This window comes from Mycobacterium sp. NGS18 (genome assembly GCF_059813185.1).
Genome location: NZ_JCALEC010000001.1, coordinates 614,900 through 629,521 on the forward strand (window position 1 = coordinate 614,900; position 14,622 = coordinate 629,521).

General features: G+C 68.9%; 21 protein-coding genes. 7 read left to right on the plus strand and 14 right to left on the minus strand.

Annotation, left to right across the window (positions count from 1 at the left end; genetic code table 11):
- Positions 1 to 10: 10 nt before the first annotated feature.
- The 3 genes from AC5Y31_RS03055 to AC5Y31_RS03065 form a co-directional block, all read right to left on the minus strand.
- On the minus strand, positions 11 to 703 hold the full coding sequence (locus AC5Y31_RS03055; RefSeq protein WP_065023990.1) for an iron-dependent transcriptional repressor DtxR: 693 nt from the start codon (positions 701 to 703) through the stop codon (positions 11 to 13).
- A gap of 132 nt (positions 704 to 835) precedes the next feature.
- Positions 836 to 1,801 carry a sigma-70 family RNA polymerase sigma factor gene (locus AC5Y31_RS03060; protein WP_064855086.1) on the minus strand — a complete coding sequence of 322 codons (966 nt, stop codon included), beginning with the start codon at positions 1,799 to 1,801 and terminating at the stop codon, positions 836 to 838.
- Positions 1,802 to 1,929: 128 nt separating this feature from the next.
- The gene (locus tag AC5Y31_RS03065) at positions 1,930 to 2,403 is read right to left on the minus strand and encodes a DUF3099 domain-containing protein (protein WP_499977934.1); all 474 of its coding nucleotides are present in this window, start codon (positions 2,401 to 2,403) and stop codon (positions 1,930 to 1,932) included.
- Positions 2,404 to 2,469: 66 nt separating this feature from the next.
- On the opposite strand from AC5Y31_RS03065, the gene AC5Y31_RS03070 reads away from it, so the two are divergent.
- Positions 2,470 to 2,709: a DUF3039 domain-containing protein gene (locus tag AC5Y31_RS03070; protein WP_064855156.1), complete on the plus strand. Its 240-nt coding sequence runs from the start codon at positions 2,470 to 2,472 to the stop codon at positions 2,707 to 2,709.
- Positions 2,710 to 2,712: 3 nt separating this feature from the next.
- On the opposite strand, the gene AC5Y31_RS03075 is transcribed toward AC5Y31_RS03070, so the two are convergent.
- Entirely contained in the window at positions 2,713 to 3,663 is a 951-nt protein-coding gene (locus tag AC5Y31_RS03075) for a YihY/virulence factor BrkB family protein (RefSeq protein ID WP_499977936.1), read from the minus strand.
- A 75-nt stretch (positions 3,664 to 3,738) separates the two neighbouring features.
- On the minus strand, positions 3,739 to 3,933 hold the full coding sequence (locus AC5Y31_RS03080) for a DUF7455 domain-containing protein (RefSeq protein ID WP_065023987.1): 195 nt from the start codon (positions 3,931 to 3,933) through the stop codon (positions 3,739 to 3,741).
- A gap of 120 nt (positions 3,934 to 4,053) precedes the next feature.
- On the opposite strand from AC5Y31_RS03080, the gene AC5Y31_RS03085 reads away from it, so the two are divergent.
- Positions 4,054 to 4,407 carry a DUF952 domain-containing protein gene (locus AC5Y31_RS03085; protein ID WP_499977938.1) on the plus strand — a complete coding sequence of 118 codons (354 nt, stop codon included), beginning with the start codon at positions 4,054 to 4,056 and terminating at the stop codon, positions 4,405 to 4,407.
- Here the strand turns inward: AC5Y31_RS03085 and AC5Y31_RS03090 are convergent.
- The 5 genes from AC5Y31_RS03090 to cei all read right to left on the minus strand — a co-directional run bounded on the left by AC5Y31_RS03090 (position 4,358) and on the right by cei (position 8,991).
- Positions 4,358 to 4,645, minus strand: coding sequence for a hypothetical protein (locus tag AC5Y31_RS03090; protein ID WP_065023985.1), 288 nt, complete (start codon positions 4,643 to 4,645; stop codon positions 4,358 to 4,360). The genes AC5Y31_RS03085 and AC5Y31_RS03090 overlap by 50 nt on opposite strands.
- A 52-nt stretch (positions 4,646 to 4,697) precedes the next feature.
- Positions 4,698 to 5,780 (minus strand): methyltransferase, encoded by a 1,083-nt coding sequence (locus tag AC5Y31_RS03095; protein ID WP_499977940.1) that lies wholly within the window; start codon positions 5,778 to 5,780, stop codon positions 4,698 to 4,700.
- 7 nt (positions 5,781 to 5,787) lie between these two features.
- Positions 5,788 to 7,308 (minus strand): RNA polymerase sigma factor, encoded by a 1,521-nt coding sequence (locus tag AC5Y31_RS03100; RefSeq protein WP_065024008.1) that lies wholly within the window; start codon positions 7,306 to 7,308, stop codon positions 5,788 to 5,790.
- A 188-nt stretch (positions 7,309 to 7,496) separates the two neighbouring features.
- Positions 7,497 to 8,315 (minus strand): polyphosphate--glucose phosphotransferase, encoded by an 819-nt coding sequence (gene ppgK, locus AC5Y31_RS03105; RefSeq protein WP_065023983.1) that lies wholly within the window; start codon positions 8,313 to 8,315, stop codon positions 7,497 to 7,499.
- Positions 8,316 to 8,340: 25 nt separating this feature from the next.
- Positions 8,341 to 8,991, minus strand: coding sequence for an envelope integrity protein Cei (gene cei / locus AC5Y31_RS03110; RefSeq protein WP_065023982.1), 651 nt, complete (start codon positions 8,989 to 8,991; stop codon positions 8,341 to 8,343).
- Between the two features lie 168 nt (positions 8,992 to 9,159).
- On the opposite strand from cei, the gene AC5Y31_RS03115 reads away from it, so the two are divergent.
- A complete protein-coding gene (locus tag AC5Y31_RS03115) occupies positions 9,160 to 9,462 on the plus strand; it encodes a DUF4193 domain-containing protein (protein WP_013829371.1) in 303 nt (100 codons plus the stop codon).
- Between the two features lie 9 nt (positions 9,463 to 9,471).
- Here AC5Y31_RS03115 and AC5Y31_RS03120 read toward each other — a convergent pair whose 3' ends face one another.
- Positions 9,472 to 9,957, minus strand: a complete 486-nt coding sequence (locus AC5Y31_RS03120) for a DUF3093 domain-containing protein (RefSeq protein ID WP_065023981.1) — start codon at positions 9,955 to 9,957, stop codon at positions 9,472 to 9,474.
- A 25-nt stretch (positions 9,958 to 9,982) separates the two neighbouring features.
- Here AC5Y31_RS03120 and dut point away from each other — a divergent pair, with 25 nt between their 5' ends.
- Both dut and AC5Y31_RS03130 read left to right on the plus strand, forming a co-directional pair.
- Positions 9,983 to 10,447, plus strand: coding sequence for a dUTP diphosphatase (gene dut, locus AC5Y31_RS03125; RefSeq protein ID WP_065023980.1), 465 nt, complete (start codon positions 9,983 to 9,985; stop codon positions 10,445 to 10,447).
- 30 nt (positions 10,448 to 10,477) lie between these two features.
- Positions 10,478 to 11,278, plus strand: a complete 801-nt coding sequence (locus AC5Y31_RS03130; protein ID WP_065023979.1) for a DUF3710 domain-containing protein — start codon at positions 10,478 to 10,480, stop codon at positions 11,276 to 11,278.
- A 119-nt stretch (positions 11,279 to 11,397) separates the two neighbouring features.
- On the opposite strand, the gene AC5Y31_RS03135 is transcribed toward AC5Y31_RS03130, so the two are convergent.
- Positions 11,398 to 12,099: an alpha/beta hydrolase gene (locus tag AC5Y31_RS03135; protein WP_499977942.1), complete on the minus strand. Its 702-nt coding sequence runs from the start codon at positions 12,097 to 12,099 to the stop codon at positions 11,398 to 11,400.
- Between the two features lie 80 nt (positions 12,100 to 12,179).
- Here AC5Y31_RS03135 and AC5Y31_RS03140 point away from each other — a divergent pair, with 80 nt between their 5' ends.
- Together AC5Y31_RS03140 and AC5Y31_RS03145 are read left to right on the plus strand one after the other, a co-directional pair.
- A complete protein-coding gene (locus AC5Y31_RS03140; protein ID WP_499977944.1) occupies positions 12,180 to 12,551 on the plus strand; it encodes an OB-fold nucleic acid binding domain-containing protein in 372 nt (123 codons plus the stop codon).
- A 29-nt stretch (positions 12,552 to 12,580) separates the two neighbouring features.
- Complete coding sequence (locus AC5Y31_RS03145) at positions 12,581 to 13,249, plus strand: DUF3159 domain-containing protein (RefSeq protein WP_499977946.1); 669 nt, start codon at positions 12,581 to 12,583, stop codon at positions 13,247 to 13,249.
- Here AC5Y31_RS03145 and AC5Y31_RS03150 read toward each other — a convergent pair.
- Positions 13,235 to 13,897, minus strand: coding sequence for a potassium channel family protein (locus tag AC5Y31_RS03150; RefSeq protein ID WP_499977947.1), 663 nt, complete (start codon positions 13,895 to 13,897; stop codon positions 13,235 to 13,237). The genes AC5Y31_RS03145 and AC5Y31_RS03150 overlap by 15 nt on opposite strands.
- Positions 13,894 to 14,562 (minus strand): potassium channel family protein, encoded by a 669-nt coding sequence (locus AC5Y31_RS03155; protein WP_082966372.1) that lies wholly within the window; start codon positions 14,560 to 14,562, stop codon positions 13,894 to 13,896. The genes AC5Y31_RS03150 and AC5Y31_RS03155 overlap by 4 nt, the downstream gene beginning before the upstream one ends.
- Positions 14,563 to 14,622 lie beyond the last annotated feature (60 nt).

A 14,622-nucleotide genomic window follows, 5' to 3' on the forward strand; every position in this document is an offset into this window, starting at 1 on the left:
CCCCGGCGGTTCAGACCTTCTGGACCTTGACGGCGTGCGCCATCTCGTAGGGCAGGCTGACATCGGTGTGCCCGGGCATCACGATGGTCACGCCGTCGTCCGCGTCGGCCTCGACGGTCACCCGGGCGTTCGGCACCACACCGGCCTCTTTCAGCCGGGTGATCAGGTCGATGTCGCCTTGCACGTGCTCGGTGAGCTGGCGCACCACCACCGCCACCGGCGAGCCCGCCGGCAGCTCGGTCAACCGGACCAGGTCGGCGTCCCAGGACCCGGAGTCCGCGCCGAAACCGAGATCCAGCAGACCCGGGATTGGGTTGCCGAACGGTGAGGTGGTGGGGTTGTCGAGCACCTGCACCAGACGACGCTCGACGTCCTCGCTCATCACGTGCTCCCAACGGCAGGCCTCGGCGTGCACGTCTTCCAGGGGGAGCCCGATGATGTCGACGAGCAGTCGCTCGGCAAGCCGGTGCTTGCGCATCACCGACACCGCCAGGGCGCGGCCCTTCTCGGTGAGTTCCAGGTGCCGGTCACCGGCGACCCTCAGCAGGCCGTCGCGCTCCATGCGGGACACCGTCTGGCTGACGGTCGGCCCGCTTTGCTCCAGCCGCTCGGCGATCCGAGCACGCAGCGGGGTGACACCCTCTTCCTCAAGGTCATAGATCGTCCTGAGGTACATCTCGGTGGTATCAACCAACTCATTCATTACGCGCCTTCCGTCCCCGCTGAGTCTACTTCGGCAGGCCAAACCGCGGTTAGCGAGCGACGCCGAGGGCGCCCCGGCGGCAGACATGGCCGCCGGGCCGTCGCAATGCTGCGGCGGCCCGGCGGGAAGGGGTCAGCTGGCGTAGGAGCGCAAGCGGTCGGCGCGCTCGCCGTTCCGCAGCTTGGCCATCACCTCACGCTCGATCTGGCGGACCCGTTCGCGGGACAGGCCGAACAGCTTGCCGATCTGATCCAGCGTGCGGGGCTGCCCGTCGTCGAGGCCGAACCGCAGCCGAATCACCTGGTGCTCACGCTCGTCCAGGGTCGCCAGGACGCTGCGGATGTCGGTGTGCAGCAGCTCGGAGATCACCGCGTTCTCCGCGGACATCGCCTCGGAGTCCTCGATGAAGTCGCCCAGCGGAGCCTCCTCGTCCGAGCCGACCGGCATGTCCAGGCTGACCGGGTCGCGGCTGTGCTCCAGCAGGTCGTTGATCTTCTCCGCCGGAATACCGGATTCGGCGGCGAGCTCCTCGTCGGTGGCCTCGCGGCCGAGCTGCTGATGCATCTCACGCTTGATCCGGGCCAGCTTGTTGACCTGCTCGACCAGGTGCACCGGCAGGCGGATGGTGCGGCTCTGATCGGCCATCCCGCGGGTGATGGCCTGGCGGATCCACCAGGTGGCGTAGGTGGAGAACTTGAATCCCTTTGCGTAGTCGAACTTCTCCATCGCACGGATCAGCCCGAGGTTGCCTTCCTGGATCAGGTCCAGCAACGGCATCCCGCGACCGGTGTAGCGCTTGGCCAGTGAGACCACCAGGCGCAGGTTGGCTTCCAGCAGATGCCGGCGGGCGTCCGCGCCGTCGCGGACCACCGCGGCCAGCTCGCGCTTGCGCTTCTCGCCGAAGCGCTTGCGGGTGTCGAGCAGGTGCTGCGCATAAAGCCCGGCCTCGATGCGTTTGGCGAGCTCCACCTCGTCGGCGGCGTTGAGCAGTGCGGTCTTGCCGATACCGTTGAGGTACACCCGCACCAAATCCGCGGCTGGACTCTGCGCGTCCAGGTCGCCGTCGATCCGACTGATGGTGGCATCTGCCCTTGCCATTACGGCCTCCCGTTGATCGGCTTCAGCTGTCACACGTGTCAACGTCTGACACGGGTGCAGAGTTCCCGCCGGATCGCTTTTCCACACCACTTGACGTGCGGGAATACCGGGATGTCTTTGAGAATGTACTAAGAACCGGTACCGTGCGGCGGTTCGCCGGCCGCGCCGCGACCGGACTCGCGCGACTCGGACCCCGGCTCGCAGGGAGGCGATCCGGGCCCGGGCTCGACAGGCCGCGGCTGCTCCAGCGCCCGGCGTCCGGCGGTGGGGAACAACGGTGTACGTGCCGGAGCGGCATCGTAGCGGCGCGGCTCATCGGCGCTGCGCGGCGGCCGGTCGTTGGCGATCAGCACCGCTATCCACGGCAGCGGTATCGAGGCGACCAGGATCAGCAGTGAGATCAAGCCGTTGTGCCACATCCCGTAGGCGATCGCGGCCAGCACCAGTGCCGGCACCCGGAACGCCATCAGCGTCAGGTACTTGCGTACCCGTTCGCGGTGCTGCTGTTCGAAGGACGGGGCGGCCGCAGTGATGAGCACCGGCCGACCGTCGTCGTCGAAACCCAGCTCGGGGCCGTGCTTCATCACTCCACTGTCCCACACCGACCGGTGTCGCGGCAGCAGGGGTTTTACGATCCATGGAGTTCTGGGCACAATGGGCAGATGGGCATACAGACCGACACTCTCGAGCGCACCGATGCCGAGGAACGCGTCGATGACGGGACCGGCGACGACACCCCGAAGTTCTTCCACTACGTCAAGAAGGACAAGATCGCCGAGAGCGCGGTCATGGGCACCCACGTGGTGGCGCTGTGCGGTGAGGTGTTCCCGGTGACCAAGTCGGCGAAACCTGGATCGCCGGTCTGCCCGGACTGCAAGCGGATCTACGCGACCCTCAAGAAGGCGTGAGCCTCAAGAAGGCGTGAGCGGATCGTCGTCGCCGGGATCGGTTCGGGACGTCCGAGACGCCACCCAGTCGCGCAACTGGCGCAGGTGGGTGGACTCCGCCGGCCACTCCTCCTGAACGGCGGCGTTCAGCTCGGCGCCCAACATGATGGCGAAACCGAGTAGAAACGCGAACAGCAGGAAGGCGATCGGGGTGGCCAGCGCCCCGTAGGTGTAGCCGGTGCTGGTGATGTAGCGCAGGTAGACCCGCAGCCCCAGCGTCGCGACGACGAACACCGTGGTGGCCAGCACCGCACCCATCACCAGCCGGTGCGAGGGCAGGGGCTTGGGCAGCGAAACCCGGTAGAGCACGGTCACGGCTACCAGCAGTCCCAGCACCAACGCCGGGTAATAGCCGAACCGCAGCAGATCCGTCCACCGGGTGGGCAGGTGTTCGGCCACCGCATGAGGGCCCAGCGCGGCGAACGGGGCCCCGGCGACCGCGATCACCAGCATCGCCACATACAGGCCCAGCGCGAAGAACCGCTGCCGCACCGGATGACGCAGGGCGGTCTGATCATGTGCCTCGACCACCGAGTCGACGAACGCCGAGATCGCCGAGGAACCGGCCCACAGCGAAATCACGAAGCCGAGCGAGACCACCTCGCCCCGAGCGTTGGAGACGATGTCCCGCACGGTGGGTTCGATGATTTCCACCACCACGTTCTTCGAGAAGAAGCTGCTGGCCATGCCGATCAGCCGGTCCTGGATGGTCGCCAAGGTGTCCGGGCCGAACAACGGTGCTATGTAGGACAGGCTGCCCAGCATCCCCAGCAGCAGCGGCGGCAGCGACAGCACCGACCAGAAGCCCGCCTGCGCCGACTCGGCGAAGATCGAGTCGTCCCAGCTCTTGGCCAAGGTGCGGCGGGCGATGCGCAGCAGGTGGTGTCGGGAAGGTCGGGGAATCTGGTCAGTCATGACCAGCCCAGCATTCCTGACAAGTGGTGCTGCTGCACAACTCCCGCCGACGCGGGCGTGTTGCGGGGCTTGAGGTTAGGCCTCGTCCGCAGCGCTGACCTGAATCACGGCCGCCAGCTCGATCAGCTTGGCTTCGTGCTCGTTGGCGTGGTGCTGGCAGAAGAGAAGTTCGGCACCGGAGGGCAGCGTGGCTCGCACCCGGGCGGCAGCACCGCACCGGTCGCATCGATCAGCCCGAGTCAGTTCGGGACTGGTCAGAGTCGCGTTCATGGGCTCCTCCGTTCTCGCGGTTGGTCTCAAGTGTGTCAGACGCTCGGGCGTTCGGCGTTGTTCCCGGCTTCGGCTGTGTCGTGTCTCACCCGAGGCGGCGCTAGGGCAGGATCGACGACGATGAACGCTTCCGGCATCCTTGTGCATTTGTGCAGCGCCGGGGAATGGGCGAGCGCGCAGACGTCGGGTGCGCTGCGTCCCGAGTCGTTGGACAGTATGGGTTTCGTGCACCTGTCGACACCGCAGCAGGTTCATCTGCCCGCCAATCGGCTCTACCGGGGCCGCACCGATCTGGTGTTGTTGCAGGTGGACCCGGCCAAGGTGGAGGCGCCGGTGCAGTGGGAGCCCGGCGTGCCGGGCGATCCGGAATCGATGCTCTTCCCGCACCTGTACGGGCCGTTGCCCGTCGGCGCGGTGATCGGTGTCACGCAGTATCGGCCGGGCCCGGACGGTGCGTTCGCCGCGGCCGATTGAGGTTGATCGGGGTGGTCGGTTTGGCCGCTGACTTCCGGGTGAGTTCGCTACGGGCGAACACGTTTTGAGCCTTGTTGATTAACGCGGCGGGCACCCGCGGCCACGCGGCGGCGACGGCGTTGACCGCCGAGAGCACAGCAGGATCCAGGGTGGCCTCGGCCGGCGCCGGATGGCCGTGGGCCACCGCGCGCTTGAGCAGGGCGGTGAAGGTCTGCGACGACTCGCCATCGGTGGACATCGACGGCGATCCTACGCGCCGGCACATCCGGCCGGGCGGTTAAACCGGGCGGTTAAACCGGGCGGGCCTCGATGATCGACATCGGACTCGCCGTGGCGATCACCCGCTGCAGCCGGAATCCCGCCTGCGACAGCAACGCGGCGTACTCCCTCCGGGTGCGTTCTTGTCCGCCGGCGGCGACCAGCATCTCCAAATCGAGCACCAGGCCCAGGTGGGCGGGCGCGCCCTCGGGCAACACCATCTCGAACAGCAGCACCTTGCCGCCGGGCGCGATCGCGCTGCGGACATTGCGCAGAATTTCCAGCGACCGGTCGTCGTCCCAGTCGTGGATGACGGTCTTGAGCAGATAGGTGTCGCCGCCGGAGGGGACCGACTCGAAGAACGACCCACCCGCGAGATCGCAGCGCGAGCCCACCCCGGCGGCGGCCATCGTCGCGTCGGCGCCGGCCACCACCCGCGGCAGGTCGAACAGCACCCCGCGAGCATCCGGCGCCTGACGCAACACCGCGGCCAGCAGCGCGCCGTGGCCCCCACCCACATCCACGATCAGTTTGCTGGTGCTGAAATCATATGTGGGAACGGCGGTTTCGATCGCGACGGCGGACGCTCCGGTCATGGCGTCGTTGAAAACCTGCGCCAGTTCGGGATCGGTGTCGGTGTACTCGAAGAAGGACATTCCGCGCACCTTGCTCACGGCGGTCTCGCCGGTCCGCACCGAGTGTTCCAGGTTCGACCAGTGCTCGCGGTGCGCCGGGGCGCCGATGAACGCGACCATCGGGGCGACACTGGCCGGGTTGTCGGAGACCAGCGCGCGTCCGGTACGGGTCAGGGCGAACCGGCCGTCGCGGCGCAGTTTGAGCACCGAGTTGCTGGCCAAGGCGCGCATCAACCGGTAGGTGGCACCAGGGTCGGCACCCACCTGCCGGGCGACGTCCTCGGCGGTTCGTGGGCCGTCGTTGAGCGCGTCGGGGATGCCCAGCCGCACCGCGGCGTGCATGGCCTGGGCCAGCCACGCCCCGAAGCCCAGCTCCAGGATGGCCACCGGGGCTGGGACGGTGGCGTGCCGCAGGCGCTGCAGGCCGCCACGAAACGCGTTCAGGACGGCGAGCAGCGCCGCCGGTGGTGCTGTGGTCACCTGTCGCCTAGTCGAGGTAGTCGCGCAGGACCTGAGACCGGCTGGGGTGCCGGAGTTTCGACATGGTCTTCGACTCGATCTGGCGGATGCGCTCGCGGGTGACCCCGTAGACCTGGCCGATCTCGTCGAGGGTGCGCGGCTGGCCGTCGGTCAGGCCGAACCGCAGCCGCACCACGCCGGCTTCGCGTTCCGAGAGCGTCTCGAGCACCGACTGCAGCTGATCCTGCAGCAGCGTGAACGAGACGGCATCTACGGCTACCACCGCCTCGGAGTCCTCGATGAAGTCGCCGAGCTGGGAGTCGCCCTCGTCGCCGATGGTCTGGTCCAGCGAGATCGGTTCCCGGGCGTACTGCTGGATCTCCAGCACCTTCTCCGGGGTGATGTCCATCTCCCGGGCGAGCTCCTCGGGGGTGGGCTCGCGGCCCAGGTCCTGCAGCAGCTCACGCTGGATGCGGCCGAGCTTGTTGATCACCTCGACCATGTGCACCGGGATGCGGATGGTGCGCGCCTGGTCGGCCATGGCGCGGGTGATGGCCTGGCGGATCCACCAGGTGGCGTAGGTGGAGAACTTGTAGCCCTTGGTGTAGTCGAACTTCTCCACCGCGCGGATCAGACCGAGGTTGCCCTCCTGGATCAGGTCCAGAAACGCCATCCCACGGCCGGTGTAACGCTTGGCCAGCGACACCACCAGCCGCAGGTTGGCCTCCAGCAGGTGGTTCTTGGCGCGGTCGCCGTCCCGGCAGATCCAGGCCATGTCACGCCGGTAGGCGACGGCCAGCTTCTCGCCCTTCTCGGTGTGCTCGGCCATCTTCTGGGTGGCGAACAGACCGGCCTCGATGCGCTTGGCCAGCTCGACTTCCTCTTCGGCGTTGAGCAGCGCCACTTTGCCGATCTGCTTGAGGTAGGCGCGCACCGAGTCGGCCGAGGCGGTGAGCTCGGCGTCCTTGCGAGCCTGACGCAGCGCTTCGGACTCCTCTTCGTCCCAGACGAAATCGCCTGACGCCTTGTCCTTTTCGGAGGGTTCGGCGATCTCGTCGTCGTCGTCGCCGGCCTCCTCGGTGGCCGCGGCGGTGGTGGTCGAGGCGTTGTTGTCGCCTCCGGATTCGTCGTCGGACTCGGCGTCGTCCTCGAGTTCGTCCAGGCTCAAGTCGGCGTCGTCGTCGATGTCGTCCTCGCCGGGCTCGCCGTCCAGTTCGGCGTCGGTGTCCAGATCCTCGGTCGCGAGGTCGACGTCGGCGTTCTTGGCGCCCTTGGCGGCCGCGGCTTTCTTGGCCGGGCCCCGGGTCGACCGGGCCTTGGGCTTGGTGGCGTCGTCGGAGGCGTCGCCGTTCGTGGCGGCGGCGCTCTTGGTCGCCGGGCGCGCTGCTGTCTTGGTGGCCTTCTTGGCCGGGGCGGCCTTGGTCGCCTTCGCCGCGGTGCGCTTGGCCGGGGTCTTGGTGGCGGCCTTGGCAGGCGGCTTGGCGGGCGCCTTGGCGGCACTGCGCTTCTTCGGCTCCTCAGTCGCCGGCTTTGCCTTGCTCGCTGCCACGTCCACCCCTTCGGTCGGACTGACTTTCGGTTCGCAGGGCCGTGCGCAACCGAAAGTGTCGGGTTATGTCGAATGTCGGCTCTATATCAGTTGGGTGATCAACTGGGATAGTCGCCGCTATCGGTTAGGCGGCCGCCGTCGACCATTGTAACGACAGTCGCGGGCGACAATCGCTGAGCGGGCGGAAATCACCGGGTGACGTCGGTGGCAGACGCCATCGCGGCCCCGACGATTCCCGCGGTGTTCTGCAGTGTCGCGGCGACCACCGGGGTCCGGTTGCCCAACAGTGGCACCCACTGGTCGGCTTTGCGGCTGATGCCGCCGCCGGCGATGATCAGGTCGGGGCAGAGCGCGTCCTCGATGGCCACCAGCACCTTGGTCACCTGCTCGGACCACTTCTTCATGCTCCAGTTCTTGCGCTCCTTGACCGACGCGGCGGCCCGGTGCTCGGCTTCCTTGCCGTCCACATCGATATGCCCGAGTTCGGTGTTGGGCAGCAGCTTTCCGTTGTGGATCACCGCCGAACCGATCCCGGTCCCGAAGGTGAGCAACACGACCACGCCGGTGTTGTCCTTGCCCGCTCCGAAGCGCTCTTCGGCCAGTCCGGCGGCATCGGCGTCGTTGAGGATGACGACGGGCTGGCCGTCGAGTGCGGCGGCGATCGCGGCTTGGGCGTTCACCCCGATCCAGGACTTGTCGACGTTGGCGGCGGTGCGCACCACGCCGTCGACCACCACGCCGGGATAGGTGACCCCCAGCGGGCCGGTCCAGCCGAAGTGCCGGACCACCGCGGCGACGGTCTCGGCGACCGCGGCCGGTGTCGCGGGGCTGGGCGTGGGCAGCTTGTAGCGTTCGCCGATCAGCGCGCCGGTGTCGAGATCGACGATGCCGCCTTTGATGCCGCTGCCGCCGACGTCGACGCCGAACGCCTGTCGTTGCGGCCCGGTGCCGCCGGTGGTCGCAGCAGGCGACGCGGTCAGGGAATCGGTCGAGTCGGTGCCGGTCATCCCTCTCCTCTTACGGGGTCGCTGGTCAGCAGGTGCCGGAGTGGATCTTGGTCAGCAGCGCCGGGTCGGGCAATCCGGTGGCATCCGGACGCAAGCCCGCCAGCGCCGCTTCGATGTCGTCGCTGTGGGCCAGGTTGACGAAGTCGCTTCCGACCGCCAGGTCGACGGAGTCGTCGAGGCGGTCGTCGCGGAACAGCTCGGTGCACGGGGCCACCAGCCACAGCGCCGCCGCGGCGGCTTGTCCCGCCTCGCCGAAGCGGATCTGGCCCTGGCAGTCCAGCCGGTCGTTGGCATAGACCGGGTCGTTGGCGGCGGTCGGCTGGGCGAAACCGTCGTCGCGCAGCGCGTCGGCGACATCGGCGGCCTGCCCGGCCCGGCCACTGGCGTTGAGCACGCGGGCCTTGACGTCGGCCAGTTTGGCCGGGGTGGTGGTCATCATCGCGGCCCGCGGCACCTGGATGCCGAGCCGCGGCTGGTCGGGTTCGGTGGGCGCCGACGGAGGGTTGCACACCGCGGCCTCGTGAACGTCGGCCGGCCGGGTCAGTGCCACGGTCCAGGCCACGGCGGTCAACAGTGCCAGCGCGGCCAAGGCGTAGGCGGCGGGACGATAGTTGCGCCGCCGGAAGGGCAGGCCATGCTTGTCGAACTCGGTGCCGGAAGTGATTTGCGCGACCACGTACGCACTCTAGAGGGCGCGCGAGGCGGCGATCACCGTGGTCAGGAATGTAATGTGATGCAAATCACAGTTGATCTGGACGCGAACCGGGCACGAATCATTTGGTGGATGCGTTCGACGCTGGTACAAAGCTCGCGCAGGGTTACGAGGGGACGAGGGAAGAAGACCATGGCTACCGACTACGACGCCCCGCGTCGCACCGAGACCGACGACGTTTCCGAGGACTCACTCGAGGAACTCAAGGCCCGGCGGAACGAAGCGCAATCCGCCGTGGTCGACGTCGACGAATCCGAATCCGCCGAATCCTTCGAGCTGCCCGGCGCGGACCTGTCCGGCGAAGAGCTGTCGGTGCGCGTCGTCCCTAAGCAAGCCGACGAATTCACCTGTTCGAGCTGTTTTTTGGTTCAGCACCGCAGCCGTTTGGCCAGTGAGAAGAACGGCGTGATGATCTGCACCGACTGCGCGGCCTGACCCCGTCCCTCAGCCCTGCAGGGCCTCCAGCACTCGCTGCGGATGGCGGCAGCTGATCAGCCAGTACGGCGTCGGGTCATCGGGATCATCGAGTACGACCAGCACCATCGGCCCCACCCAGCCGCGATGCACGACATAGGCCGCCGGATCGAGCTGGCGGCCCAATGCCGCCGACTTGGCCGACTGCGGAACCTCGGCCGCGCGGGCGATGACGCTCACCGGCAGGTGCGCCTCGCCGACCCACAGCTCACGCGTGTCGGAGGTCTCGACGACGCGCACCTGGATGCGTCCCAGCCACAGCAGGGCGGCCACGGTGATCGCGAAGAACACGGCGAACGGCAGCCAGCCCGGCAGGCTGCGCAGGCCCAACCGGACTTCGTAGGCCATCAGGCCGTTGCCCACGAACCCCAGCGGCCACCACCACCAGGGCACCCACAGTTGCTCGCGGTAGCGCACGGTTTGCGGTGCCTGGTGGTTCAGACGCGATCCCGACATCCGGCTAAGAGTAGTCTTGCGGCTCGTGTCGCCCAGTCTCGCGGTTGTCCGCCTCGATCCTGATCTGCCGCTGCCGAGCCGCGCCCATGCCGGCGACGCCGGCGTCGACCTCTACAGCGCGGTCGACGTCGAACTGGGACCGGGCCAGCGTGCCCTGGTGCCCACCGGTATCGCGGTGGCGATCCCGTTCGGGATGGTCGGCTTGGTGCACCCCCGATCGGGTTTGGCTGCGCGGGTGGGGCTTTCAATCGTCAACAGTCCGGGAACGATCGACGCAGGTTATCGCGGCGAGGTTAAGGTGGCATTGATCAACCTGGACCCGGCGACGCCGATCGAGATCCATCGGGGGGACCGGATCGCCCAGCTGGTGGTACAGCGGGTCGAGCTGCCCGAACTGATCGAGGTCACCTCGTTCGATGAGGCAGGGCTGGCCGGGACCACCCGTGGCGCTGACGGGCACGGCTCGTCGGGCGGGCACGCGAGTTTGTGAGAAGCGAAGCGACGAAGATGGGCGGCTGTGATGGCATTCGGTAGGGGCAAGCGCAAGACCGGCGGCGACGAGCCGACGCGCGCCGAGCCGCAACCCGAGGACTCCGAGGACCTGGAAGACGTGGACGCGGGCGAGGAGCTCGACGGCCCGTTCGACATCGAAGATTTCGACGACCCCGCGGCGGCCACGACGGCCCGACTGGATCTGGGTTCGGTCCTGGTGCCGATGCCCGCCGGCGCCCAGGTCCAGGTCGAACTGAGCGAGGCCGGCGTGCCCAGCGCGGTGTGGCTGGTGACGCCCAACGGACGGTTCAACATCGCCGCCTACGCCGCGCCCAAGTCGGCGGGGCTGTGGCGCGAGGTGGCCACCGAGCTGGCCGACGCGCTGCGCCGGGACTCCGCGAGCGTCAGCGTCATCGACGGCCCGTGGGGCCGGGAGGTGGTCGGATCGGCGACCGGCGCGGTCCGGTTCATCGGGGTCGATGGCTACCGCTGGATGGTGCGCTGCGTGGTCAACGGACCGCACGAGTCGATGGACGCGCTGACCGAGCAGGCCCGGGAAGCCTTGGCGGACACGGTGGTCCGTCGCGGCGACACCCCGCTACCGGTGCGCACCCCGTTGCCGGTGCGGCTGCCCGAGCCGATGGCTGAGCAGTTGCGGGCCGCCGCCGCTGCCCAGGCCGCCGCCAGGGGCCAGGCGCCGGCCGGTCAGCAGCCGGCCGGGGGAGCAGCGCCGGGCGCCGGCGGTGATGTGCCGCCGCCCGCGCCGACTGCTCGTCGCAGCGCGGAGGGATCCGCGATGCAGCAGTTGCGCACTATCACCGGCGGTTAGCGAGGCTCGACGGAGGAGAGGCGAAGCTGGACCGCCGAATCAACCCCGGCGGTTAGCGAGGCTCGACGGAGGAGAGGCGAAGCTGGACCGCCGAATCAACCCCGGCGGTTAGCGAGGCGCTACCAAGCTTGGCCCAGTGCCGTCAGGCAGGCGGTGCCCAGCACGGACGGGTCGGCGCCGATCTCCTCCAGGGTCACGGTGCACAGCGCCGCCCGCGGAGCGGCGGCCACCCATTCGGAGGCGGCCTGCAACGGATGCACCGCGTCGTCGACGGCCGCGGTAACCCCCATCGGCGCCGCCAGGGTGGCCAGCTCGGCGCAGGTCGGGGCGACATAGGCCGCGGCCTGCTCCAGGGCGTCGGGCAGCAGCGGCCACTGGTCGGTCCAGGAGCGGGTCAGCTCGTCGGCGAGCCAGGCCGGGCTGGTCGCCCGCAGCTGGGCCACCACCGCCGGCAGCCCGTCACGGCGCAGCTGCTCGGCGCTGTAGCGGGCGGCATGGGCGGCCGGGGCGGCGTCGGGCGGGCCGGTCCAGGCGGGTAGTGCGGCCAACACCGCGACCACCTGCCCCGGATGGCTCAGCGCCCACGCGGTGGCCACCGCCGCGCCGATCGATACGCCCCCGACGACGATCGGGCCGGATCGGGCCGCGCCGTCCAGCGCCGCGAGATAACCCTCGACGAGACGGTCCGGTTGCGGACGGTGTGCGATCAATTCGGCGCCCACCTGCTGCAACGGCGCCTCGAACGCCCGGCGTACGTAGTCGTCGTCGGATCCGGTTCCCGGTAGCAGGACGGCCGTCACACCGCGCAAATCAAATGCCACCCCTTGATCGTGCCGGGTCGTGTGGCATTGGGTAATCAACAGGTCTACCCTAGCGGGCGCACACACTTGAGGGAGAGGGCATGGCTGCGCCGAAGGGATACCTGCGCCGGCTGACTCGGCGACTGACGGAAGATCCTGAGCTGCGCGACGTCGGGGAGTTGTCCGACGAGGCGCTCAATACCGGCGCCCAGCGCGCCATCGACTGCGAACGCGGTCAAGAGGTCACCATGGTCGGCGTGCTGCGCAGCGTGGAAGCCAACGCCAAAGGGTGCGTGGGCGGGGTCCGCGCCGAGCTGTTCGACGGGACCGACACGGTGACGCTGGTGTGGCTGGGGCAGCGCCGCATTCCCGGAATCGACTCGGGCCGCACCCTGCGGGTGCACGGCCGGGTCGGAAAACTCGAAAGCGGCTCCAAAGCCATCTACAACCCGCACTACGAAATTCAGCAGTGAGCGCCGGAGACCGCCAGCCCGGAGCAGTGATGACCGACGACTTCGGCCCCCAGGGGCCACAGCGGCTGCTGGACCAGATCGGCGGGGCGGCCGGCGTGATCTACTCGTCGTTGCCGATCGTCGTGTTCGTGCCGGCCTCCAGCCTCTTCGGGCTGCGGGTTGCCGTCATGGCGGCGCTGGGCACGGCCGCGGCGGTGCTGGTGTGGCGACTGATCCGCCGGGAATCCACCCAGCCGGCCGTCTCGGGATTCTTCGGGGTGGCCGTGTGCGCCCTGATCGCCTATCTGATGGGCGACTCCAAGGGCTACTTCCTGCTCGGGATCTGGACCTCGCTGGTGTGGGCGGTGGTGTTCGCCGGATCCATCCTGATCCGCCGCCCGGTGGTCGGCTACATCTGGAGTTGGGCCAGCGGGCAGGGCCTGGCCTGGCGTGAGCTGCGGGCGGCGATCTACGCCTACGACGCGGCGACGCTGACCTGGGTGCTGGTGTTCGGGTCCCGCTTCGTGGTGCAGCGGTTGCTCTACAACGCCGACCAGACCGGCTGGCTGGGGGTGGCGCGCATCGCGATGGGTTGGCCGCTGACCGCGCTCGCGGCCCTGGTGACCTATCTGGCGGTCAAATACGTGCAGCGGGCGCTGGATTCCCGGTCCGACGCCGACGCAGCAGACGGCCGCGAACCGCGGTCAGTGCGCGGGTAGCAGCAGCTGGCGCAGTTCGTCCTCGACCCCGCTCGACGCGACGAACAGCAACTCGTCGCCGCCCTCGAGGGGCTCGTCGTCCTGGGGCACGATCACCCGCGTCCCGCGCAGGATCGTCACCAGCGCAGCGTCGCGAGGCAGCGACAGCTTGCGCACCGGCTTGCCGCCCCACGGGGTGTCGTCGGGCAGCGTGATCTCCAGCAGGTTGGCCTGGCCCTTGCGGAACTCCATGAGCTGCACCAGATCCCCGACCGCGACGGCTTCCTCGACCAGCGAGGCCAGCATCCGCGGCGTGGACACCGCCACGTCCACCCCCCAGGCGTCGGTGAACAGCCACTCGTTGCGGGGGTCGTTGACCCGGGCGACCACCCGGGGCACCGCGAACTCGGTCTTGGCCAGCAGCGAGAGCACCACATTGGCCTTGTCGTCGCCGGTGGCGGCGATGACGACGTCGAAGTCCTCCAGGTGCACCGACTCCAGCAGGCTCAGCTCGCAGGCGTCACCCAGATGCCACTGGGCATCGGCGATGTCCTCGACGTCGATGTGCTCCGGGTTGCGCTCGATCAGCGTCACCTGGTGGTCACTGTCGAGCAGTTCCCGGGCGATCGACCGGCCGACGGCCCCGGCCCCCGCCACCGCGACTTTCATTCCAGGTCCTCGCTGGGCGGCAGTGCGGCGATCGCGATCGCCTCGGCGACACGGCCCGACACCGCGACGATGTACACCTGGTCGCTGGCCTGGATGACGGTCTTGGGCTCGGGCAGGATGCCGGTGCCGAACCGGATCAAGAACGCCACGCGGGCGTTGACGGCGGCCTCCAGGTCGGTGACCGGGCGGCCGATCCAGTCCTCGTGCAGCACGACCTCGGCCACCGCGACGGTGCCGGTCGGGTCGCGCCACTTGGTGGTCTCGCTCTCGCGGGTCAGGGCGTCGAGCAGCCGGTCGGTGGTCCAGGGCACGGTGGCGATGGTGGGAATCCCGAGCCGTTCGTAGACCGCGGCCCGCTTGGCGTCGTAGATACGTGCGACCACCCGGGCCACGCCGAACGTCTCGCGGGCCAGTCGCGCGGCGATGATGTTGGAGTTGTCACCCGAGGACACCGCGGCGAACGCCCCAGCCTCCTCGATGCCGGCGCGCAGCAGCACGTCGCGGTCGAAGCCCATGCCCAGCACCCGCTCGCCGCTGAATTCCGGGCTGAGCCGGTTGAACGCGGTGGTGTCACGGTCGATGATGGCGACCTCGTGGCCGATCCGGGACAGCCCGTCTGCCACCGAGGCCCCCACCCGGCCGCACCCCATCACAACTACCCGCACCTGCACGGTCCTTTCGGCTGGTTTCGGCTGGCTGTCGCCCGCAGTAGTGCCCGTATTCGG

Bases quoted from the DNA above. Each gene is read 5' to 3' on its own strand.
- AC5Y31_RS03080 (WP_065023987.1), bottom strand. From the start codon at position 3,933: ATGAACGCGACTCTGACCAGTCCCGAACTGACTCGGGCTGATCGATGC.
- AC5Y31_RS03090 (WP_065023985.1), bottom strand. From the start codon at position 4,645: ATGTCCACCGATGGCGAGTCGTCGCAGACCTTCACCGCCCTGCTCAAG.
- AC5Y31_RS03130 (WP_065023979.1), top strand. From the start codon at position 10,478: ATGGCATTCGGTAGGGGCAAGCGCAAGACCGGCGGCGACGAGCCGACG.
- AC5Y31_RS03145 (WP_499977946.1), top strand. From the start codon at position 12,581: ATGACCGACGACTTCGGCCCCCAGGGGCCACAGCGGCTGCTGGACCAG.
- AC5Y31_RS03115 (WP_013829371.1), top strand. From the start codon at position 9,160: ATGGCTACCGACTACGACGCCCCGCGTCGCACCGAGACCGACGACGTT.
- AC5Y31_RS03140 (WP_499977944.1), top strand. From the start codon at position 12,180: ATGGCTGCGCCGAAGGGATACCTGCGCCGGCTGACTCGGCGACTGACG.
- AC5Y31_RS03085 (WP_499977938.1), top strand. From the start codon at position 4,054: ATGAACGCTTCCGGCATCCTTGTGCATTTGTGCAGCGCCGGGGAATGG.
- ppgK (WP_065023983.1), bottom strand. From the start codon at position 8,315: ATGACCGGCACCGACTCGACCGATTCCCTGACCGCGTCGCCTGCTGCG.
- AC5Y31_RS03150 (WP_499977947.1), bottom strand. From the start codon at position 13,897: ATGAAAGTCGCGGTGGCGGGGGCCGGGGCCGTCGGCCGGTCGATCGCC.
- AC5Y31_RS03120 (WP_065023981.1), bottom strand. From the start codon at position 9,957: ATGTCGGGATCGCGTCTGAACCACCAGGCACCGCAAACCGTGCGCTAC.
- AC5Y31_RS03055 (WP_065023990.1), bottom strand. From the start codon at position 703: ATGAATGAGTTGGTTGATACCACCGAGATGTACCTCAGGACGATCTAT.
- AC5Y31_RS03075 (WP_499977936.1), bottom strand. From the start codon at position 3,663: ATGACTGACCAGATTCCCCGACCTTCCCGACACCACCTGCTGCGCATC.
- AC5Y31_RS03060 (WP_064855086.1), bottom strand. From the start codon at position 1,801: ATGGCAAGGGCAGATGCCACCATCAGTCGGATCGACGGCGACCTGGAC.